Here is a 22,138-nt window from a genome sequence, read left to right on the forward strand (position 1 = left end):
TCGTCCCCGGTTATTGCCGGATGATGCAGCTGTCCGCCGATCCGTTGGGCGCGCCGCTCGGGTTGCAGGCGACCGCCGGGGCGCGGATGCCGCCGTCGACGACCAGGATCGCGTCGGTGGCGGCCGTCACGGTCCCGCTGCTGCCGGCGTGTGCCGCGGCGGCCAGTTCCCTGGCCGTTTCGTCGGCCTTTTGCGGGCTCGTCTCGGTCGTGCTGCCGGCATCGCTGGTCACGGTGGCGGCGGCGACCGAGCTGTTGATCGCCTGCACGGTCGTGGTCGGCAACTGGACACCGTCACTGGCGACCACGTTCAACAGACCATCGACGTAGGTGATGGCGTAGTTGGACAGCCCCGCGCCGGTGGCGCCGGACGCGGTGATGGCGTAGTTGCCGACCGCGGCGCCGGCGCCGGCGCCTTCGCTGCCCAGGGCGACGCCGGAGACGGTGTCGTTATTGAGCAGGCCGGAGACACGGTAGCCGGTCAGCGTGGCGGTGCTGCCCACGGTCTTGCTGGCGTCGCTGGCGACGATGCGCAGGCTGGCCGGATCGACGCGCAGGCTGCCATCGACGTAGCCGACGACGTAGTTGGACAGCCCTGCGCCGCTGGCGCCGGAGGCGGTGATGGCGTAGCTGCCGACCGCGGCGCCGGCACCGGCGCCGGCGCTGCCCAGGGCCACGCTGGAGACGGTGTCGCCATTGAGCAGGCCGGAGACGCTGTAGCCGCTGAGGAGGGCGGTGCTGCCGTAGGTCTTGCTGGCATCGGTGGCGACGATGCGCAGGGTGGCCGGATCGACGCGCAGGCTGCCATCGACGTAGCTGACGACGTAGTTGGACAGGCCTGCGCCGGTCGCGCCGGAGGCGGTGATGGCGTAGTTGCCGACCGCGGCGCCGGCACCGGCGCCGGCGCTGCCCAGGGCCACGCTGGAGACGGTGTCGCCATTGAGCAGGCCGGAGACGCTGTAGCCGCTGAGGGGGGCGGTGCTGCCGTAGGTCTTGCTGGCATCGGTGGCGACGATGCGCAGGGTGGCCGGATCGACGCGCAGGCTGCCATCGACGTAGCTGACGACGTAGTTGGACAGCCCTGTGCCGCTGGCGCCGGAGGCGGTGATGGCGTAGTTGCCGACCGCGGCGCCGGCACCGGCGCCGGCGCTGCCCAGGGCCACGCTGGAGACGGTGTCGCCGTTGAGCAGGCCGGAGACGCTGTAGCCGCTGAGGTTGGCCGTGCCGCCGTAGGTCTTGGAGCCCGAGGTCGCCGTCACCGTCAGCGCCGCCGGGGTGATGGCGATGCCGCCGGAGACCACGTAGGCGATGTCGTAGCCCTGCTGCGACGAGAACAGGCCGCCGAGTTGCAGCGTGCCGTCGCCGGTGGTGTAGCTGCCGGCGCCAGTGCCGGCGGTCGCGTAGTGCAGCGACGAGCCGAACAGCAGGTTGGGATCGAAGGCGCCGCCGACCGTGTAGGACGAAAGCGTGCCGTTGGCGCCGCTGCCGTCGTAGACCTTGTCGAGGCCGGAGAGGCTGGTGCTGACCGTGAGCGGGGTCAGGAAGCTGCGCAGCAGCGGCGTACCCATGTGTTCGTATAGCCGCCAGGTCAGGCCGGTGCCGCCGCGGTCGTCGATCGCCCAGCCGGCGTCGGTGAAGGTGGACAGGGTGTTCAGCGCGGCCCAGGTTCTGCCGCCGCTGATCGTGTCGATGCTGCCGGTGTTGGCGCCTGCCGTACTCAGGCCCGTATTGATCGCATTGCCGCCGATGTCGGTGGCGAAGAAGCTGGCGTTGATGGTGCCGGCGTCGTTGGTGCCGACCAGGCCCCCGAACGCGTTGTTGCCGCCCACGTCGCCGGTGGCGTAGCTGGCGTTGATGCTGCCGCCTTCGTTGTAGCCGATCAGGCCGCCAAGATCCTGGGTTCCGATCACCCCGCCCGTGGCATAGGCGGCGTTGACGCTGCCGAGCTCGTTGTAGCCGACCAGGCCGCCCGCGTACTCGGTGGCGGCCACGAAACCGGTGGCATAGACCCGGGCAAGGACGCCGCGATTGCTGTACCCGACCAGCCCGCCGATGAACGACGTGCCGGAAACATCGCCCACGGCATAGGCGTCGCTGAGGCTCGTGCCGAAGAGGTTGCCGACCAGCCCGCCAACATGGCGGACTCCCGACGCGCTGCCGCTCGCGGACGCGTTCGTCACGGTGCCCCTGGAGGCAAAGCCGATCAACCCGCCGACGTAGGTCGAGCCGGAGACGTTCCCGCTGGCCCGCACATTCGAGATGGTGGCGCTGGACGCCTGGCCGAGCAGGCCGCCCGCGTGCGTGGTGGTCGCGACGACGTTGCCGCTGGCCGAGGCGTTCTGGATCAGGCTCTCGGTCGCGTTGCCGATCAGTCCGCCGACATGGTCGCCGCTGGCGTTGCTGGTGCTGGTCGCGTTGCCGCTGGCACTCACGTTGGTGTAGCTGCCCTGGTAGTCATTGCCGACCAGGCCGCCGACGCCGCTGCCGCCGGAGACGGTGCTGCTCGAGAACGCGGCGCTGATCGTTCCGCCGTTGTTGCTGCCGATCAGTCCGCCGACGTAGTTGCCGCTGTACGGGCCGCCGCTGCCCACCACGGTGCCAGTGGTGGTCGCATCGCTGATCGCCCCGGCATTGTTGGAGCCGGCGAGGCCGCCGATGAAATTGCCCGTGCCGGCGATGCTGCCGGCGACGCTGATGCCGCTGAGCGTGCCGGCATTGAGGCCGGCGATACCGCCGACGTAGGCGTAACCCGAAATGCTGGCGGCGTTCAGGGCCAGGTTGCCGATCCGGCTGGCGGCGCCGGTATTGCCGAACAGGCCGACGTAGGATGCGCCGCCGCGTGCGATGGTCAGCCCGGAGATGGTGTGGTTTGCTCCGTTCAGGCTGCCGGTGAACGCGTAGCTGTCGTTGCCGACCGGGCTGAAGCCGGCGCTGCTCCACATCCCGCTGGCAGTGCCGCCGGCGGTCTGGCTGGCATCGATGTCGGCGGAGACGCTGTAGCTCGCCGCCAGGTTGTACGCCATCAACTGCAGCTGGTGCGCGTTGCCGATGCTGGTGCTGTACTCGCTGGCCAGGAACGGACGCGTCTGCCCCTCGATCATGATCCAGGCCGGGTTGCCGACGCCATCGCTGGCGACGTAGACATTGGTGGTGCCGGCGAGCAGCGACCAGGTGCCGAGATTGCCGTACGTGGCGTGGTTGTAGCGGTTGCCGCTGCCGAAGCTGGTCAGATTGGTGACGCTGCCGCTGCTGCCGCTGCTGATGGCATTGGCCTGGCCGGTGCTGCCGACGTCCCAGGACGCATTGCTGACGCCGCCTTGATTGGTGCCGATCAGCCCGCCGACGTTGTTGGTTCCGCTGACCGCGCCGGTGGCGTAGCTGTTGCCGACGCTGGCGGAGGTGACGGCCGCGCTACCCGGGTTGTTGATGCCCACCAGCCCGCCCACCGAGGTCGGTGCGGTGACGCTGCCGGTCGCGTAGGTGTTGGCGATGGCGCTCCGGTAGTTCATGCCGACCAGCCCGCCGACGCCGTAGTTGGTGCCGGTCACGCTGCCGCTGGCATAGCTGTTCTTGATCGTGCCGGCGTTCTGGCTCGCTCCGACCAGGCCGCCGACGGAACTGGTGCCGCTCACGTTGCTGGTGGAATACGCGTTGGTGACGCTGCCGCCGTCGTTGTAGCCGACCAGGCCGCCGATGTAGTCGCTGCTGCCGGTCACGCTGCCCGTGCTGTGGGAATTGCGGATCGTGGCGCCGACGTTGTTGCCGACCAGGCCGCCGACCGCGCTCTGCCCGCTGACGTTGCCGTTGAACACGCCGTTGTCGATCAAGCCCAGGTTGTAGCCGGCCAATCCGCCGACGCCGCCCGAGGTGCCGGTCACGGTGCCGTCGACGGTGACGTTCCTGATCGCGCCCTGGCCGTAGCCGACCAGGCCGCCGACGTAGAAGCCGCCGGAGATGGAGACGTTGCCCAGGTGCAGATCGCGGATGAGGCTGTTGCTGCTTGTCGTGCCGAACAGGCCGACGTAGCCGCTGGAGTCGGAGATCGTCAGGTTGTTGAGGCTGTGGCCCAGGCCGGCCAGCTGGCTCTGGAAGGAGGACACCAGGGCGCTGCTGTGGGTGACGCCGCCCAGGTCGATGTCCTGGGCCAGCGCATAGGCGCCGGGGCTGTTGAAATAGGTGGCCGCGTCGGCCAGCGAGTGGATCAGCGTGTACGCCTGGCCGTTGATGGCCAGGCTGGCATGCGCGCCGCCGAGTGAGACCGGGGTGTTGACGTAGTAGTCGCCCGAGCCGCCGACGGTGCCGTTGTCGGTGTAGCCGCCGTAGTTCAGCACCAGGCCGGCCATGTCGCCGGTCGCGGTGACGGCGGCATTGAGGTGGATGCTGTGGTACGCGTCCAGGGTCAGCGTGGAGTTGCCGCTCCAGCCGATCGCCGCATTGACGTTGATGTCGCCGCTGCCGCTGCTCACGTTGCCCGGGCCGCTGGCGTTGGTGAGGCTGGCGAGCAGGGTGACGTTGGTGCCGCCGTTCAACGTGCCGCTGATGGTGCTGGCGGCCGCGCTGTCCACGGTCAGGTCTTCCGGGTCGACCAGCCAGGTGCCGGCGTTGCCGGGGCCGGCGCCCTTGGCGCCGACGGCGATGCCGGTAAAGTCGACGGTGTGGCCGCTGGTTTCGAGCAGGCCGCCGTCGCCGTGGCCGGCGGCGTTGGCGCGCAGCGCGCCATGCACCGCGGTGTGGCCATCGGACCAGACCACGATCGAGCCGCCGTTGCCCTGGCCGGTCGCGCTGGCATCGAGCAGCGCGCCGCTGGCGACCGTGGCCGCGCTGGCGTGTTGCAGTTGTTCGCCGCCCTGGTAGCCGCCGCCGATGCGGATGCGGCCACCGGCCGCGCTGCCGCTGGCGTCGATGCGGCCAGCGACGTTCACCGCCGCGTCGGACAGTAGCTCCACGTTGCCGCCACGGGGGCCGGAGACGTCGATGCGGCCGCTGCTGGCCACGTCGCCGCCGCTGCCGACCAGGCGCACGCTGCCGCCGGAGGTGTCGATGCCGGTGGCTTCGAGCGTGCCGGTGTTGTTGACCAGCAACTGCGACAGCCCGCTGCTGCCGGCCTGCAACAGGATCTGCCCGCCATTGGCGCGCAGGCTGCCGCTGTTCTCCACCGCCGCCGCGGTGCCGTCCACCGACTGGCTGGCGGCCGCGACCAGTTGCATGCCGATGGCGCCGGCCGCGTCCATGGTCACCTTGACCTGATCGGCGGAGAGCAGGCGGATGGCGCCGCCGTCGGCGGTAATGGTGCCGCGGTTGGCGACCTGGTTGCCGACCAGGTTGACCGAGCCGCCGTTGCCGGCGCGGATGCTGCCCTGGTTGATCACGCTGGCGGCGCCATGCTCGCCGCGGGCGAGCAGGTAGCCGTGCTCGTCGTCGCCGGCCAGGCCCAGCGAACTGGCGACCAGGCCGCCGACGTTCACCTGCGCGTGGTTGCCGAACAGGATGCCGGCGGAGTTGATCAGGAACACGTTGCCGTTGGCGCGCAGGCTGCCGTCGATGACGCTGGCGCCGCGGCTGGCATCGATCAGGTTCAGCGCCACCGCCGAGCTGGACGGCTGCACGAACACCACGCTGGCGTCCTTGCCGACGTTGAAGCTGTTCCAGTTCAGCACCGCCTTGGCGGCGTTCTGGTCGATCTGCAGGGTGCCGCCGTTCTGCGACACGGTGGCGCCGGTGGCGCTGGACAGCGACGGCACGCCGCTGGCGTGGGCCGGCGCGGCCAGCGCGCAGGCCAGGGCGAAGGGCAGCAGCGGCGCGGCCAGGCGGGCGGCGCCGGCGCCAGCACCGGTGCCGCCGGCGTGGCCGGCGGCGACTTCGGAGGCGACCTGGAGCACGCCGAGATGGCGGTTGAAGACAAGGCGGTAGATGCGGTTCATGGGGATCCCCAGGTCAGAAGGTCAGGCCGAAGCGGGCCCAGTAGCGCACGTCCTTGCCGTCGCCCGGCTTGGTGGTGCCGGTGGGCTTGGCCGCGGTCAGATCGAACGAGAGCCCGTGCCAGTCGGGCAGCCGGAAGCCGAGGCCGACGCCGGCGCCCTCGAAGGTGGTCACCGCGTCGTACACCGCGCGGTTGGCGCCGTTGGGGTAGACCCGGCCGTAGTCGTAGAACACGCTGGCGGTCAGCAACTGGCCCCAGGCGCGGCCGCCGAACGGCGAGGCGGCGGTGGCGAAGCCCGGCGCGTCCACCTGGTACTCCAGGCCCGAATCGAAGCCGCGGTCGCCCAGCGCGGCGCCGAGCGGGAAGGCGCGCACGCTGGTCGGTCCGCCCAGCGAGAACTGTTCCAGCGGGGTCAGGGTGTCGTCGCTGTACTGGCCGTTGACGCGCAGTTGCAGGCGCTGCGTGGCGGTCAGCCCCTGCAGCCGGGTGTAGCTCAGGCGCGCGACCGTGAAGTGGCGGTCGTGGCGGGCGTACAGGTAGTCGGTCTGCGGCGAGTCGTCGTCGAGCGCGCCGCGCACGCTGAGCTGCAGCAGATCGATGGCGTGGCGCTGGCGGTCGTCGTGGCGCACGCTGGTGCCGAGCTCGGCCACGTCGAATTTTTGCTTGGACAACAGCACGCCCAGGCCCTGCAGGCGCGAACTCTCCTTGACCAGGTGCAGCCAGCTCTGCACGCGCCAGGCGTCGGAATTGACGAACTTCCAGTCCAGGCCCAGCGCCGTCTGCTGGGTCGGACCCTGGATGTCGAGCGCGGCGAACGCACCGTTGTCGAGGTTGACCACACTGCGCGTGTAGGACGCGCTGGCGCTGAGGCCGTCGACGCTGGCGATCGGCACCTGGTAGGCGAGGCTGCCCTGCCAGGTGTTGGCCGGATCCAGCGCATAGGCGTAGCTGGCGGACAGGTGGTCGCCCAGGCCAAGCGGGTTGTTCCAGTCCACGCCGAGCTGGGCGCGGTAGCGGCCGATGCTCGGGGTGCCGTAGTTGCTGGCGCCCAGGCTGACCTGCAGCGGGCGTTCTTCGCGGGCCTGGATCACCACGTCGGTCTCGCCGGGGTTGGCGCCGGGCTTGAGCACGGACATGGCGGAGACGCCCGGCAGGTCGCGGGCGTACAGCAGCGCCGATTGCAGGTCCTGCTGGCGCAGGATTTGGCCCTGCAGGGCCAGGGCGGGGCTGGCGATCAGGCGGTCGTCGTAGCGGCGCGTGCCCTCGACGGTGATCTTGCCGACCCGGCCTTCGACCACGCGGATCTCGACCACCTGGTCCGGTCCCAGGGTCTGCACCGGCAGATAGGCGCGCGCGACCAGGAAGCCGGCCTGGCGATAGGCCTGGGTCAGCGCGTCGGCGATCTGCTGCAGTTGCGCGAAGCTGAGCTGGGCCGGCAGCGCGCCGCCGCCGAGTTCGCGCAGGCGGGCGTCGGCCAGCGACTGCAGGCGCGCCGGATCGATGTGCTCGCGCGGATGGGTGCCGACGCCGGTGACGCGGATCGCCTGCACCGCGATCGGTGCCGCCGCATCGGTGGACGCGCTGGCGGCCGGTGCGGCCTCCTGGGCAAGCGCCGGCAAGCAGGTCAGGGTCAAGGCCAGGCCGGCGGCCCACGGGAGCGCAAACAGTGCATTCGCCAGCGTGCTCGGACGCGGACGGCAGGAGATCGTCATGATATTAAGGCGGCGTTTAGTGTTGAGGCTCGCGCAATGTAGCCGTCGCACCGCGGGTCAATCTGAGCAAATCTGAGCGCGCGGTCACTCTCTGTGCCGTGCCCCCGACATGGTGTCAGGGAAATACCGACAGCGCGCTGCTGCCGTACCCCGCCAGGCGGTCGGCCGCCGCCTGGGTTGGCGCGCGGCGCAGGCCGCGCTGCATGGGAGCTTGGCCGGCCCTGCGACCGGTCGCTGACTCAGGCCGCGGTGGCGCACTGCGCGTCGCGCAGCGCCTGCCGGTAGGCCTTGGCGGTGGCGTCGTTGTAGGCGACCAGGAGGATCCGCTTGGGCACCGCGTGCGCGCGCTGCCAGGCGTCGGTCTCGGTGACCGCGATGCGCGCGGCCTGCTGCAGCGGGTAGCCGTAGACGCCGCAACTGATCGCCGGGAACGCCACCGAGTGCAGGCCCATCTGCTCGGCCAGGCGCAGCGTCCGCCAGTAGCAGTTGGCGAGCAGCGCCGGTTCGTTGTGGGCGCCGTCGCGCCACACCGGGCCGACCGTATGCAGCACATGCCGTGCCTTGAGTCGGTGGCCCGCGGTCGCGCGGACCTCGCCGACCGGGCAGCGCACGCCCGGCTTGAGTTCCGGCAGGCGCCGGCATTCGTCCAGCAGTTCCGGGCCGGCGGCCCGGTGGATGGCGCCGTCCACGCCGCCGCCGCCGAGCAGGGACTCGTTGGCGGCGTTGACGATCGCGTCCACGTCGAGCTGGGTGATGTCGCCTTGCCAGATTTCGATGTTCATGGGCCGATCTTTAGGGGAGCCGAATGATGGACACGTGAGGGCGGGGCGAACGCCGTCGCCGCGTTGCTACAGCCGCTTAACCGGCCAGCGGCAAGACTGGCGCGTCCCCATCTCAGCACTTGCGACATGAACCCGAACCCGCCGCCTCCGCAGGTCGCCGCTGCCCTCGCGCAGGGCCAGATCGTCAAGGCGATCAAGCTGCTGCGGACGCACAGCGGCATGGACTTGCGCAGCGCCAGGGAGCAGGTCGACGCCTGGCTGCTGGCCGGCGCGGCGCGGACGGTGGCGGAGATGCTCGACCGGCACGCCGCCGGCGCGGTGTCGGCGGCGCCGGTCACCGCGGTCCAGTCGCTCGTGCCGCCGGCCGTGGCCGAGGAACGACGCCTGCCGCCGGCGGCGGAACTGGCGCTGCGCCGGGGCGAGCGGCGCAAGGCCGCCGAGGCGGTGTTCGAGCACTATCCGGGCATTTCGCTGCGCGAGGCACTGGACCTGGTGCAACGTCATCTGCAGGCCGCGCCGACGCCGGGCATGGCCGCGACGGTGACCGCCGGCGACCACGGCGGGCGCTGGCGCTGGGCGCTGCTGGTGCTGCTGCCGGCCGCGGCGGCGGTGGCCTGGTGGCTGGCGCGCTGAGGCGCGCCGGCCAGGCCGGCGGCTACAGCCAGCGCGCGACCTGCGCGCAGTAGCGCGCATAGGCGCTGCCGAAGCGTTCGCGCAGGCGCGCTTCCTCGTAGGGGATCACCACCCACTGCAGGGCCAGCAGCGGCAACGGCAGCAACAGCGCCGACCAGGGCCAGCCGATCTGCACGCTCAGGCCGAGGTAGCTCAGGGTCAGGCTGACGTACATCGGGTTGCGGGTGAACCGGTAGGGCCCGTGGCAGACCAACTGCGACGGCGCGCGTTCGGGCAGCAGGGTGGTGCGCCCGCGCGCGAACAGCACGAAGCACCAGCACGCCAGCAGCAGGCCGGCCAGCGCGACCACGCCGCCGCCCAGTTGCAGCCAGGCCAGTGCGGCGCCCTGCGGCAGCGGCAACGGCAGCGCGCGCTGCAGGCTGGCGCCGAGCAGCAGCGCCAGCAGGAAATGCGCCGGCGAGGTCGTGCGCACCAGCAACGGCACGCGCGCCTGCGCGCGCACTGGCGGTCGGTCGGTTCGGTCGTGCATGGCGTCCTTTCCTGGTTCGGGTGCGGCCGCGGCAAGTGTACGCGGCGGCCCACGGCGTCGGCGCGGGCGGCGCCACGCCGATGCTCCGCCGCTGCGGCAGCGCGCGCGGCGCGACAACGCACCACAGCGCGGCGCAGCGTCACGCGTGGCGGTACCTGCAAACCCGATTACCCTACCGCCTACGCGGCACGTCGCAGGAGCGCCCGTTCGACGCACCGCGCCCGTCCCGCGTCGACCGGCCGACCTTGCGCGCCGATCGTGTGCCGTTCCCCCTTCGCAACCGACTGACCAGCTCCATGCCGATCGCTTCCGCCAGCACCGCCACCGCCCCGCGCCGCCGGGTCATCCTCGAGGACGACATCGACGGCTTCACCCCTGCGCAGTTGCTGCTGCTGCAATCGCCCGAGGTGGAGGTGCTAGGCATCTCGGTGGTCAGCGGCAACATCTGGCGCGACGAGGCGCTGGCGCACACCCGGCGCCTGCTGGAGATCGCCGGGCGCGGCGAGGTGCCGGTGCTGCCCGGCCCGGTGTTCCCGCTGCTCAACAGCGAACTGGCCACCGAGCGCTGGGAAGCGCTGTACGGCAAGTTGCTGTGGAAGGGCGCCTGGACCCGGCAGTGGATCGAACACGACACCGTGCAGAGCGCGCCGCGCTACCACGCCCACGACGTGGTCCCGGACCTGCCGCTGGGCAATCCGACGGTGGTGCAGGCGGCCAGCGAGCCGGCGGCGCTGTTCATGATCCGCAAGGTGCGCGAATTCCCGGGCGAGGTCAGCATCGTCGCCACCGGCCCGCTGACCAACCTGGCCCTCGCGCAGCGGCTCGACCCCGAGTTCGCGGCGCTGGCCAAGGAGCTGGTCTACATGGGCGGCAGCCTCAATCCGCGGCAGCGCCGCGACAGCGTCTCGGCGGCGCAGTTCGCCCGCGAGTTCGTCAATTCGCCGCGGCGCGAGTTCAACATTCGCTGGGATCCGGAGGCGGCCAGCATCGTGATGCGTGCGCCGTGGCGACGCATGGTGATGGTGCCGGTGGATCCGTCCACCGCCACCGAACTGACCCCGCCGCTGCTGGCGCGGATGAGCGCCGCCGATACGCCGATCGGCCATGCGCTGCGCCGGCGCGAGCCGGGCTTCCCGATGTGGGACGAACTGGCCACCGCGGTGTGGTTGCGCCCGGAACTGGCCACCGTCAGCGAGACCCTGTACGTGGACACCAACACCGAGTTCGGCGCCGGCTACGGCGACATCCTGTCGTGGGCGCCGGGCTACCAGCCGGGCCTGGGCGAGCAGGCGCAGCAGGTGGTGCGCGAGGTCGACGTGGACGCGATCGAACAGTTGCTGGTGGAGCGCCTGACCGCGCCGCAACCGCCGGCGCTGGGCGTGCCGCTGCCGGAATAGGGCGGGCCATCGGCCCGCGGCCGGTCGGGCGCTGCGCCCCGGACCATCGGCGCCGTGCCTGCCAGGCGCGACGCGGCGGAGGTGTGGCGGGAGCGCACATGCTGGCCGGCCCGGTTGCGCGAAGCGCGCGTTGCAGGCGACGCTGGCGATCGACAGCGTGCACCGTTCCCCCTCCATCGAGACGAGCTCATGCAGATCCCACAGACCTGGCAGGCCGGTATCCAGCGCAACGCCGAGCTGCTGCGCGGCTACGCGCAACTGCTGCAGGACTTCGCGCCGCCGCTGCCAGCGCCAGCGCCGCAGGAAGGCGGGGTGATCGCCCCGCTGGTGGCGGCCACGCGCGCCGACGGCAGCGCCGCCGGGCGGCACGCGCAGCAGGCGCTGGCGCAGATCGAACGCGGCAATCGGCAGCTGTGCGCGGTGACGCGGCCGCTGCCGGCGCGGGCCGAGGCCGATGCGGCGCGCGTGCAGGCGGCGCTGGCCGGCGGCGGCGACGGCGGTGCGCTGGCCGGGGTGCCGTTCGTGGTCAAGGACCTGTTCGATGTCGCCGGCCTGGCGACCACCGCCGGCGCCGCGCTGCGCGCCGACGCGGCGCCGGCCACGCGCGATGCGGCGGTGGTGCGGCGCCTGGCCGAGGCCGGCGCGGTGCTGGTCGGCACCGCCAACATGGACGAGTTCGCCTACGGCTTCGCCACGGTCAACGCGCACTACGGCACCACCGCCAATCCGCACGATCCGCAGCGCCTGGCCGGCGGGTCCTCCGGCGGCTCGGCGGCGGCGGTGGCGGCGCGCTGGGTGCCGTTCGCGCTGGGCTCGGACACCAACGGTTCGATCCGCGTGCCGGCGGCGCTGTGCGGCGTCTACGGCCTGCGTCCGAGCCACGGCAGCCTGGCGGTGGACGGCGTGTTCCCGTTCGTCGAGGCCTTCGACGTGGTCGGGCCGTTCGCGACCACGGTCGCCGACCTGCGCGTGGTGTACGACGCCATGCGCGGGCAGCCGCTGCCGTCGCTGGACGCCGCCGGCTTGCGCGTGGCGCGCCTGGACGGCTGGTTCCGGCGCAATCTCGATCCGGAACTGGACGCCGGCCTGGCCGCGCTGCATGCCGCGCTGGGCGGCAACGCCTGGCGCGAACTGCCGCAGGCCGAACGCGCCCGCGCGGCCGCGTTCGTGATGACCGCGGCCGAGGGCGGCTATCGCCATCGCCAGGCGCTGGCCACGCACGGCGACCGCTTCGATCCGGCGACGCGCGATCGCCTGCTTGCCGGCTTGCAACTGCCAGCCGCGGCCATCGCCGACGCGCAGCGCTTCGGCGCGTGGTTCGCCGAGGCGATGCAGCGCCTGTGGGACGAGGTTGACGTGCTGCTGGCGCCGGCCACGCCGTGCGCGGCGCCGCGCATCGACCAGGAGACGATCCAACTCGACGGGGCGGCGGTGTCGGCGCGCGCCAATCTCGGCGTGTTCACCCAGCCGCTGGGCCTGGCGCGCTGCCCAGTGCTGGCCGCGCCGCTGTACCGTCCTGGGCAGTTGCCGCTGGGCGTGCAACTGATCGCCGCGCCGGGACGCGAGGACCGCCTGTTCGCGCTCGCCGCGCAGCTGGAACGCGCCGGCCTGATCGGCTCGACCCCGCCGTCGCTGGAGCCGCGCTGATGCTGCACACCCTGCGTTCGCGGCGCGGCATGGTGGTCGCCCCGCATCATCTCGCCGCGCAGGCCGGGCGCGACGTGCTGCGCGACGGCGGTACCGCGGTGGAGGCGGCGGTGGCGACCGCGGCCTGCCTGGCGGTGGTCTATCCGCACATGACCGGGATCGGCGGCGACGGCTTCTGGCTGATCGCCGAACCCGACGGCCGCGTGAATGCGATCGACGCCTGCGGCCGCGCCGCGCAGGGCGCCACGCTGCAGCACTACGCCGGGCAGGCGGCGATTCCCTGGCGCGGGCCGGGCGCGGCCAACACCGTCGCCGGCACCGTGTCCGGCTGGGCGCTGGCCTTGCGCCAGAGCGGGGCGCGGCTGCCGCTGGCGCGCCTGCTCGACGACGCCATCCAGCATGCCGCGGCCGGCGTGCCGGTCACCCTCGGCGGCAGCGTCATCGCCGCGGCCAAGGGCGCCGAACTGCGCGCCCAGCCCGGCGCCTACGCGGCGATCTTCGAACCCGCCGGGCGGCCGCTGCGCGAGGGCGAACTGCTGCGCCAGCCGCAACTGGCCGCCACCCTGCAGCGCCTGGCCGCGGCCGGCCTGGACGATTTCTACTGCGGCGCGCTGGCCGCCGACCTCGCCGCCGACCTGCAGGCGCTGGGCAGCCCGCTGCGCGCCGGCGATCTGGCCGCGCACCAGGCCGAGGCCAGCGTGCCGCTGTCGGTGGCGATCGCCGGCGCGCGCCTGTACAACCATGCGCCGCCGACCCAGGGCCTGGCCTCGCTGCTGATCCTGGCGCTGTTCGACCGCCTGGCCGCGGACCAGGCCGATGGCTACGCGCACCTGCACGGCCTGGTCGAAGCGACCAAGCAGGCGTTCCTGGTCCGCGATGCGCATGTCGGCGACCCGGCCTGGATGACCCTGGACGCGCAGGCGCTGCTCGACGATGCCGGCGCGCTCGACGCGATGGCCGCGCGTATCGATCCGGCGCGCGCGCTGCCGTGGCCGCAGCCGTCGCAGGCCGGCGACACCGTCTGGTTCGGCGCGATCGACGGCGCCGGCCGCGCGGTCAGCTGCATCCAGTCCACCTACTTCGAATTCGGCTCCGGACTGGTGCTGCCGCGCAGCGGCATCGTCTGGCAGAACCGCGGCTGCAGTTTCCGTCTGGCCGCCGACGGCTGGAACGCGCTGGCGCCCGGGCGCAAGCCCTTCCATACGCTCAATCCGGCGCTGGCGCGCTTCGACGACGGCCGGCTGATGGCCTACGGCACCATGGGCGGCGAGGGCCAGCCGCAGACCCAGGCGGCGCTGTTCAGCCGCTATGCCCGGTTTGGCGTGCCGCTGCAGCAGGCGGTCAGCGCGCCGCGCTGGTTGCTCGGCCGCACCTGGGGCGAGGACAGCACCACGCTGAAGCTGGAGGACCGCTTCGACCCCGCCGTGGTGCAGGCCCTGCGCGCGGCCGGGCACGTGGTCGAACTGCTGCCGCCGTTCACCGCGGTGATGGGCCACGCCGGCGCGCTGGTGCGCGAGGCCGACGGCACCTTGAGCGGTGCCAGCGACCCGCGCAGCGATGGGGCGGTGGCAGGGTGGTAGGCGCGTTGCCTGCGGACTGCGCCGGCGGGCAGCACGGCCGCGACGCCCTGGTGCGCGCCAGGGCGCTGGTGGCGGCGGCGATGACCGATCCGCAGGGCGGGGCCGCGCCCCTGGCGCAGGCCGAAGCGCTGCTGCTGGCCGCGCTGGCGGCGGCGCCGGACCAGGTCGCGCTGCTCACCGGCCTGGGCGCGGTGCGGTGCGACCTGGGGCAGTACGACGCGGCCGTCGAGGTCCTGCAGCGTGCCGTGCGGCTGCGCTCGGACGACCGCCACACCTACTTCAATCTCGGCGTCGCGCTGCTCAACAGCGGCGCAGGCGAGCAGGCGATGCAGTGGTTCCGGCAAGCGGCCACGCGGGCGGGATCGGCGGCGACCTGGGAAGCCTATTTCGATGCCCATGCGCACTGACGCGCGCCGCGCGCCAGGCCATCCGCGCCTGCGTCGCGGTACCGCGCACGCCACGCCGGCGGCAGCGCTTCCGTACCATGGCCCTGGCGCGACGCCGCCGCGTCCGCGCCGCGTATTGGGCACCTAGGACCTTCGAGCCGCCATGCTGACCTTCTCCCGCTTCACCCGCTATTTCATGGAAGTGGCGCATTGGCGCAGCATCCGCCGCGCCTCCGAGGCGCTGCACGTGTCGGCGTCGGCGATCGACCGGCAGATCCTCAAGGCCGAGCAGGAACTGGGCGTGCAGCTGTTCGAGCGCTTGCCGGGCGGCCTGCGCCTGACCAGCGCCGGCGAACTGCTGCTGGTGGACATGCGGCGCTGGGAGAAGGGCTACCAGCGCACGCTGGAGCTGTTCGACGAACTGAAGGGGCTGCGCCGCGGCCACGTCGAGATCGCGATGATCGATGCGTTGAGCGAGGGCATCGTGGTCGATGCGCTGGCGCACCTGATCGACGAGCACCCGGGCCTGACCTTCAGCCTGCAGACCGAGGACAACCAGAAGGTGGCCGACAAGGTGGTCGCGGCGGAGGTGGATTTCGGCTTGCTGCTGGATCCGGTCAGCGGCATCGACCTGGAGGTGGTCGCCTTCGCCGAGATCCCGCTGGGCCTGTGCATGCCGGTCGGGCATCCGCTCAGCGGCAGGGCCAGCCTGCAGTTGAACGACCTGCTCGGCGAGCATCGCCTGCTGCTGCCGGCGGCGCCGCTGATCGTCAACGAACACGCCAAGGCGGTGTACCAGCGCCAGCACATCGACACGCGCCGCTGCATCCGCTGCAACGACGTGCGCACGCTGCGCGCGCTGGTGCGCCAGGGCGTCGGCGTGGGCCTGCTGTCGCAACTGGACGTGCTCGCCGACCTGGCCGAGGGGCGCCTGGCGTTCGTGCCCTTGCGCGAAGGCCTGGCCAGGCCGATGACGCTGGCGCTGTGCGTGGCGCCGCAGCGGCAACTGTCCCGGGCCGCGCAGACCATGCTCAAGGCGCTGGCGCCGCGCGTGGAAGCGATCCTGGAGCCGCGCTAGCGGCGGGCCGGCCGGTCGCGCGGCTGCCGCGAGGCCGTGTTCGTCGCCCTTTCTGGATGCGGCCGACGCCGACCGCCGTCGCCCCTGTCGAGATGCCGTGCCCGGTCCAGCCTCCGACCGGGCGTCGCGTGTGGGCGCGCGCGGCGTCGCGTACGAAATGGGACGTGTGCGGGGATCGCGTTGCATTTTTTGCAATGGCTGCCCGCGAAAACGGTGTTTGCGGTGCATCGGAGCGGGTTCGTATAGTGCGGTGAACCCCGGTCGAGGCCTGGATTCTTCTGTCAAGCGATTGATTTGGAAGGACTTCTGGGCGTTCGCGCGGCATCCCAAGCCGCGCCCGTCCGACCGGCCCCAGTGCCTTGCCGTTTGTCCCGAAGCGAGACCCGCCATGCGCCACCCCCATCCCCATCGCGCCCGCCCGGGCCGCCGCGGCTGAGCCGGCAGCGGCCATGCTGATGCCGGCCTCGACGCCAGGCCTGCGCGCGGTCGCGCGCTGCGACGCGCTCGGCGTGGCGCCCTACAGCGACACCGCCGACGGCCTGTTCCGCGGCTGGCTCAGCCCGGCGCATCGCGCCACCGTGGCGGCGGTGGCGGCGTGGATGGGCGAGGCCGGCCTGCACCCCCGCATCGACCCGGCCGGCAACCTGCTCGGCCGCTACGAAGGCGCCGTCGCGAACGCGCCGGCGCTGCTGATCGGCAGCCACCTGGACAGCGTGCGCGACGCCGGCCGCTACGACGGCCCGCTCGGGGTCATGCTCGGCATCGAATGCGTGGCCGCGCTGCATGCGCAGGGCCGGCGGCTGCCGTTCGCGATCGAGGTGATCGGCTTCGGCGACGAAGAGGGCTCGCGCTTCCCGGCGTCGATGCTGAGCAGTCGCGCGGTGGCCGGCACGCTGGATCCGGCGGCCTTGCAGGTGCACGACGGCGACGGCATCGCCCTGGCCGAGGCGCTGGCCGCCTGGGGCCTGGACATCGCGCTGCTGCCGCGTGCGGCGCGCGCGCCGCAGGAGGTACTGGCCTACCTGGAAGCGCATATCGAACAAGGGCCGGTGCTGGAGGCCGAGGGGCTGGCGTTGGGGGCGGTCAGCGGCATCGCCGCGCAGCGGCGCTACCGCGCGCTGCTGCGCGGCCGCGCCGGCCATGCCGGCACCACGCGCATGGACCTGCGCGCCGATGCGCTGGCCGCCGCCGCCGAGTGCGTGCTGGCGGTGGAGCAGGTGGCGCGCAGCGGGCCGGCGGACCTGGTGGCCACGGTCGGGCGCCTGCAGGTGGCGCCGGGCGCGGTCAACGTGGTGCCGGGGCGGGTCGAGTTCTCGATCGACGTGCGCGCCGGCACCGACGCCGCGCGCGATGCCGCGGCCGCCGCGATCGCGCAGCGCCTGCACGCGATCGCCGCCGCGCGCGGCGTGCAGTTGGACCTGCAGTGCGTGCAGGACCTGCCGGCCAGTCCCTGCGCTCCGCGCCTGGTCGCGGCGCTGGAAACGGCGATCGCCGCGCAGGGCATCGCACCGCGGCGGCTGGTGTCCGGGGCCGGCCACGACGCGATGGTGATGGCCGCGCTGTGCCCGACCGCGATGCTGTTCCTGCGCTGCGCCGGCGGCGTCAGCCACCACCCCGCCGAACGCGTGGATCCCGCCGATGCCGACCTGGCGGTGGCGGCGATGCTGCATTTCCTCGATTCCCTGGGAGACACCCTTGTCCGTTGAACCGCTGCCCGCCGACCTGTTCGGCGAGATCGATCCGCCGCAACGCCTGCTGATGGGCCCGGGCCCGGTCAATGCGCATCCGCGCGTGCTGCGCGCAATGTCCGCGGACCTGCTCGGCCAGTTCGATCCGGAAATGACCGGCTACATGAACCAGGTGATGGCGCTGTACCGGCCGCTGTTCGGCACCGAGAACCGCTGGACCTTCCTGGTCGACGGCACCGCGCGCGCCGGCATCGAGGCGGCGCTGGTGTCGCTGGTGGCGCCGGGCGAGCGCGTGCTGGTGCTGAACTTCGGCCGCTTCGGCCTGCTGCTGGGCGAGATCCTCGGCCGCATCGGCGCGGTGGTGGAGACCGTGGAGGCGCCGTGGGGCGAGGTGGTGCCGATGGCGGCGGTGGCCGACGCGATCGAGCGCTTCGCGCCGAAGCTGGTGGCCTGCGTGCACGGCGACACCTCGACCACGATGGCGCAGCCGCTGGACGGCCTCGGCGCGCTGTGCCGCGCCGCCGGCGCGCTGTCCTACGTCGATGCCACCGCGACCATCGGCGGCATGCCGATCGCCAGCGACGCCTGGGGCGTGGATGTGGTCACCGGCGGCCTGCAGAAGTGCCTGGGCGGGCCGTCCGGCTCGGCGCCGATCACCGTCTCCGCGCAGGCCGCCGAGGCGATCTTCGCGCGCCGCCACGTCGAGCGCGGCATCGTCCGCGACGACATCGCCAACGGCCGCGGCGTGCGCATCGGCTCGAACTACTTCGACCTGGCGATGGTGATGGACTACTGGTCCGACAAGCGCCTGAACCACCACACCGAGGCCACCAGCATGCTGTACGCGGCGCGCGAGTGCGCACGCGTGGCGCTGCAGGAAGGCCTGCCGGCGCGCTTCGCGCGGCACGCCGCGGCCGGCCGCGCGGTCGCCGCCGGCGTGCGCGCGCTGGGGCTGCAGGTGTTCGGCGACGACCGCTACCGCATGGCCAACGTCACCGGCGTGGTGATTCCGCCCGGCATCGACGGCGAGGCGGTGCGGCGGCGCCTGCGCGAGGATTTCGAGATCGAGATCGGCACCGCGTTCGGACCGCTGCAGGGCAAGCTGTGGCGGATCGGCGCGATGGGCTACAACGCGATGAAGCACAAGGTGCTGATCACCCTGGGCGCGCTGGAGGCTGTGCTGCGCGCCGAAGGCCACGCCTGCGCGGCGGGCGCCGCGGTGGAAGCGGCGCTGGCCGCCTGGCACGCCGACGGAGCGCGGCAATGAGCGCGGCGCGCGACCTGGTCGGCTATGGCGCGCAGCCGCCGGATCCGCAGTGGCCGGGCGGCGCGCGGGTGGCGCTGCAGTTCGTGCTCAACTACGAGGAAGGCGCCGAGAACAGCGTGCTCAACGGCGATGCCGGCTCCGAGGCGTTCCTGTCGGAAATGGTCGGCGCGCACAGCCATGCCGGTGCGCGCGCGATGGCGATGGAGAGCCTGTACGAGTACGGCAGCCGCGCCGGCTTCTGGCGGCTGCAGCGGCTGTTCGCCGCACGCGGCGTGCCGGTCACGGTGTTCGGCGTGGCGCAGGCGCTGGCGGCCAATCCCGCGGCGGTGCAGGCGATGCGCGACGCCGACTGGGAGATCGCCAGCCACGGCCTGCGCTGGATCGACTACCAGCAGGTGCCGGAGGCGACCGAGCGTGCGCACATCGCCGCGGCGATCGCCTTGCACACGCAGGTCACCGGTGCGCGCCCGCTGGGCTGGTACCAGGGGCGCACCAGTCCCAACACCGCGCGGCTGGTGGCCGAGGAGGGCGGTTTCGTCTACGACGCCGACAGCTATGCCGACGACCTGCCGTACTACGACCGCCGCCACGGCCGCGCGCAGCTGGTGGTGCCGTACACGCTGGACGCTAACGACATGAAGTTCGTCGCCTATAACGGCTTCGCCGACGGCGAACCGTTCTTCCGCTACCTGCGCGATAGCTTCGAGCAGTTACGCGCCGAGGGTGGGCGGATGATGTCGGTGGGCCTGCATGGGCGCATCGCCGGGCGCCCGGCGCGCGCCCTGGCGCTGGCCCGCTTCGTCGACCACGTCCTGGCCAGCGGCCAGGCCTGGATCGCGCGGCGCATCGACATCGCCCGCCACTGGCAGCGGGTGCACCCGGCATGATCCTCAACGCGCCCGAGGTGCTGGCCGAAGTGCAGGCGGCGTTCGCCGCCTACGAACGCGCGCTGATGGACGACGACGTCGCCGCGCTGGACCAGCTGTTCCACGATGCGCCGACCACGGTGCGCTACGGCGTCGGCGAGGCCTTGTACGGCGCCGACGCGATCCGCGCGTTCCGCCGTAGCCGCGGCGGCTCGCCGCAACGGCGGCTGTTGCGCGTGCAGATCGTCGCCTACGGGCGCGACTTCGCCACCGCCGATGCCGAGTTCCAGCGCGACGGCAGTCCGCGCCGCGGCCGCCAGAGCCAGAGCTGGGTGCGCTTCGCCGATGGCTGGAAGGTGGTGTCGGCGCACGTGTCGCTGCAGGGGGACCACGCATGAGCGGCGTCGACTGGAATGCGCTGCCCGAGGCGGAGTTCGTCGCGCGCCTGCATGCGCTGTTCGAGCATTCGCCCTGGGTGGTGCAGCGCGCCGCGGCGCGGCGTCCGTTCGCCGACCTGCATGCCGGCCTGCTGCAGGTGCTGCACGCGGCCAGCGCCGAGGAGCAGCTGGCGCTGGTCCGCGCGCATCCGGAACTGGCCGGCAAGGCCGCGATCGACGGCAACCTGACCACCGCCTCGGCCGCCGAGCAGGCGCAGGCCGGGCTGGACCGCCTGACCGCCGAGGAGTTCGCCCGGTTCCACGCGCTCAACGCCGCCTACCGCGCGCGCTTCGACTTTCCGTTCGTGGTCTGCGTGCGCCTGACCGACAAGGCCGGCATCCTCGCCGCGATGCAGGCGCGGCTGGCGAATACGCGCGAGGCCGAGATCGCCACCGCCCTCGACGAGATCGGCAAGATCGCGCGGCTGCGCCTGGAGGCGCTGTCGTGAGCGCCGCCGCAGACGGGCTGCAGGCGCTGTCGGCGCAGGTCGCGCGCGAGCTGCAGTGGCTCGGCCACGGCGGGCCCGACTGGACCCGCGCGCAGCCGCACGATGGCGAGCACGTCTACGACGTGGTCATCGTCGGCGGCGGCCAGAGCGGGCTGGGCGCGGCCTTCGGCCTGCTGCGCGAGCGCATCTCCAACCTGTTGGTGATCGACGAGAATCCCGCCGGCCAGGAAGGGCCGTGGGTCACCTACGCGCGGATGGTCACCCTGCGCACGCCCAAGGAACTGAGCGCGCTGGACTTCGGCATGCCGTCGCTGACCTTCCGCGCCTACTGGGAAGCCCTCCACGGCGCCGCGGCCTGGGACGCGCTGGGCAAGATCCCGCGCGCGGACTGGATGGACTACCTGCGCTGGTACCGCCAGGTGCTCGGCCTGCCGGTGCGCAACCAGGCGCGGCTGCTGCGCATCGAACCGCTGCCGACGCAGCGCCTGCAACGCCTGCACCTGGACGGCGGCGACACGCTGCTGGCGCGCAAGGTGGTGCTGGCCACCGGCATCCAGGGCGGCGGGCAATGGCACGTGCCGTCGCTGGTGGCCGGCAAGCTGACCCGCGCGCGCTACGCGCACACCTCCGAGGCGATCGACTACGCGGCGCTGGCCGGGCGCCGCATCGGCATCCTCGGCGGCGGCGCCTCGGCCTTCGACAACGCCCAGCACGCGCTGGCCGCCGGCGTCGGCGAGGTGCACGTGTTCGTGCGCCGCAACGCGCTGCCGCGGGTCAATCCGATCCGGCACATGGAACGCAGCGGCATCATCCCGCGCTTCGCCGCGCTGGCGGATGCCGACAAGTACGCGATGATGGCCAGCTTCTTCCGCCGCAACCAGCCGCCGACCAACGACACCTTCGAACGCGCCGCGGCCTGGCCCAATTTCCACCTGCACCTGGGCAGCCCGTGGCAGGACGTGGCCGAGACCGCCGACGGGGTGCTGGTGACCACGCCGCACGGGCGCCTGCCGTTCGACTTCGTGGTGCTGTCCACCGGCCTGGTCACCGACCCGGCGTTGCGCCCGGAACTGGCGGCGGTGGCCGACGGCATCGCGCGCTGGCGCGACCGCTACCGCCCGCCGCCGGGACAGGAACTGCCGCTGCTCGACGCGCATCCCTACCTGGGGCCGGGCTTCGAGTTGCTGCCGCGCACGCCGGCGCACGCGGCGGCGCTGCACGGCCTGTTCGCGTTCAACTACTCGGCGCTGCTGAGCCTGGGCCTGTCGGCGGCGGCGCTGTCCGGGCTCAAGCACGCGTTGCCGCGGCTGGTGAAGGCGGTCGCCGACCAACTGTTCCTGGACGAGCGCGAGGCGATGCTCGCCGCGTACATGGACTACGCCGAACCCGAATTCGTCGGCCAATGGCCGATGCCGCACCTGGAGGAATCCGTCGGATGAGCAGCCTGTCGACCCATGTGCTGGACCTGAGCCGCGGGCTGCCCGCCGCCGGCGTGGCGCTGCGCCTGTTTGCCGGCGAGGCGTTGCTGCATGAGGACGTCACCGATGCCGACGGCCGCTGTCCGGCGCTGCGCGCGCTGACCCTGGCGGCGGGGCGCTATCGCTTGGAATTCGCCGTGGCCGACTACTTCCGCGGCGGCGGCGTGGCCTTGCCCGAGCCGCCGTTCCTGGACGTGGTGCCGATCGCCTTCGGCCTGGCCGAGACGGGGCACTGCCACGTGCCGCTGCTGGTCTCGCCGTTCGGCTACTCCACCTACCGGGGCAGCTGA

At 72.6% G+C, this 22,138-nt stretch carries 17 protein-coding genes; 13 read left to right on the plus strand and 4 right to left on the minus strand.

Features of this window, described 5'->3' with window-relative positions; genetic code table 11:
* Positions 1–10: 10 nt before the first annotated feature.
* The 3 genes from AC1PME_RS05325 to AC1PME_RS05335 form a co-directional block, all read right to left on the minus strand.
* Complete coding sequence (locus AC1PME_RS05325) at positions 11–5,920, minus strand: MBG domain-containing protein (protein ID WP_481097533.1); 5,910 nt, start codon at positions 5,918–5,920, stop codon at positions 11–13.
* Positions 5,921–5,933: 13 nt separating this feature from the next.
* Positions 5,934–7,631 (minus strand): ShlB/FhaC/HecB family hemolysin secretion/activation protein, encoded by a 1,698-nt coding sequence (locus tag AC1PME_RS05330; protein ID WP_430543938.1) that lies wholly within the window; start codon positions 7,629–7,631, stop codon positions 5,934–5,936.
* 239 nt (positions 7,632–7,870) lie between these two features.
* Positions 7,871–8,413: an O-acetyl-ADP-ribose deacetylase gene (locus AC1PME_RS05335; protein ID WP_254460625.1), complete on the minus strand. Its 543-nt coding sequence runs from the start codon at positions 8,411–8,413 to the stop codon at positions 7,871–7,873.
* A gap of 126 nt (positions 8,414–8,539) precedes the next feature.
* On the opposite strand from AC1PME_RS05335, the gene AC1PME_RS05340 reads away from it, so the two are divergent.
* On the plus strand, positions 8,540–9,046 hold the full coding sequence (locus tag AC1PME_RS05340) for a hypothetical protein (RefSeq protein ID WP_481097534.1): 507 nt from the start codon (positions 8,540–8,542) through the stop codon (positions 9,044–9,046).
* Positions 9,047–9,068: 22 nt separating this feature from the next.
* Here AC1PME_RS05340 and AC1PME_RS05345 read toward each other — a convergent pair whose 3' ends face one another.
* Positions 9,069–9,575, minus strand: coding sequence for a methyltransferase family protein (locus tag AC1PME_RS05345; RefSeq protein ID WP_307549021.1), 507 nt, complete (start codon positions 9,573–9,575; stop codon positions 9,069–9,071).
* A 296-nt stretch (positions 9,576–9,871) separates the two neighbouring features.
* On the opposite strand from AC1PME_RS05345, the gene AC1PME_RS05350 reads away from it, so the two are divergent.
* From AC1PME_RS05350 to uraH, 12 genes are all read left to right on the plus strand, one after another.
* Complete coding sequence (locus AC1PME_RS05350; RefSeq protein ID WP_481097535.1) at positions 9,872–10,972, plus strand: nucleoside hydrolase; 1,101 nt, start codon at positions 9,872–9,874, stop codon at positions 10,970–10,972.
* 189 nt (positions 10,973–11,161) lie between these two features.
* On the plus strand, positions 11,162–12,619 hold the full coding sequence (locus AC1PME_RS05355; protein WP_481097536.1) for an AtzE family amidohydrolase: 1,458 nt from the start codon (positions 11,162–11,164) through the stop codon (positions 12,617–12,619).
* Complete coding sequence (locus tag AC1PME_RS05360) at positions 12,619–14,199, plus strand: gamma-glutamyltransferase family protein (protein WP_481097537.1); 1,581 nt, start codon at positions 12,619–12,621, stop codon at positions 14,197–14,199. The genes AC1PME_RS05355 and AC1PME_RS05360 overlap by 1 nt, the downstream gene beginning before the upstream one ends.
* A gap of 5 nt (positions 14,200–14,204) precedes the next feature.
* The gene (locus tag AC1PME_RS05365) at positions 14,205–14,606 is read left to right on the plus strand and encodes a tetratricopeptide repeat protein (protein WP_481097538.1); all 402 of its coding nucleotides are present in this window, start codon (positions 14,205–14,207) and stop codon (positions 14,604–14,606) included.
* Between the two features lie 142 nt (positions 14,607–14,748).
* Complete coding sequence (locus AC1PME_RS05370) at positions 14,749–15,663, plus strand: LysR family transcriptional regulator (protein WP_481097539.1); 915 nt, start codon at positions 14,749–14,751, stop codon at positions 15,661–15,663.
* Positions 15,664–16,112: 449 nt separating this feature from the next.
* A complete protein-coding gene (locus AC1PME_RS05375; protein WP_481097540.1) occupies positions 16,113–17,369 on the plus strand; it encodes an allantoate amidohydrolase in 1,257 nt (418 codons plus the stop codon).
* A gap of 52 nt (positions 17,370–17,421) precedes the next feature.
* Entirely contained in the window at positions 17,422–18,618 is a 1,197-nt protein-coding gene (locus AC1PME_RS05380) for a pyridoxal-phosphate-dependent aminotransferase family protein (protein ID WP_481098074.1), read from the plus strand.
* Positions 18,615–19,505 carry an allantoinase PuuE gene (gene puuE, locus AC1PME_RS05385; protein WP_307549034.1) on the plus strand — a complete coding sequence of 297 codons (891 nt, stop codon included), beginning with the start codon at positions 18,615–18,617 and terminating at the stop codon, positions 19,503–19,505. The genes AC1PME_RS05380 and puuE overlap by 4 nt, the downstream gene beginning before the upstream one ends.
* Entirely contained in the window at positions 19,502–19,882 is a 381-nt protein-coding gene (gene hpxZ / locus AC1PME_RS05390; RefSeq protein WP_481097541.1) for an oxalurate catabolism protein HpxZ, read from the plus strand. Before puuE ends, hpxZ begins: the two co-directional genes overlap by 4 nt.
* A complete protein-coding gene (gene uraD, locus AC1PME_RS05395; RefSeq protein ID WP_481097542.1) occupies positions 19,879–20,370 on the plus strand; it encodes a 2-oxo-4-hydroxy-4-carboxy-5-ureidoimidazoline decarboxylase in 492 nt (163 codons plus the stop codon). The genes hpxZ and uraD overlap by 4 nt, the downstream gene beginning before the upstream one ends.
* A gap of 17 nt (positions 20,371–20,387) precedes the next feature.
* Positions 20,388–21,809 carry an FAD/NAD(P)-binding protein gene (locus tag AC1PME_RS05400; protein WP_481098075.1) on the plus strand — a complete coding sequence of 474 codons (1,422 nt, stop codon included), beginning with the start codon at positions 20,388–20,390 and terminating at the stop codon, positions 21,807–21,809.
* Positions 21,773–22,138: a hydroxyisourate hydrolase gene (gene uraH, locus AC1PME_RS05405; RefSeq protein ID WP_254460637.1), complete on the plus strand. Its 366-nt coding sequence runs from the start codon at positions 21,773–21,775 to the stop codon at positions 22,136–22,138. The genes AC1PME_RS05400 and uraH overlap by 37 nt, the downstream gene beginning before the upstream one ends.

This window comes from Xanthomonas sp. NCPPB 901 (genome assembly GCF_056725085.1).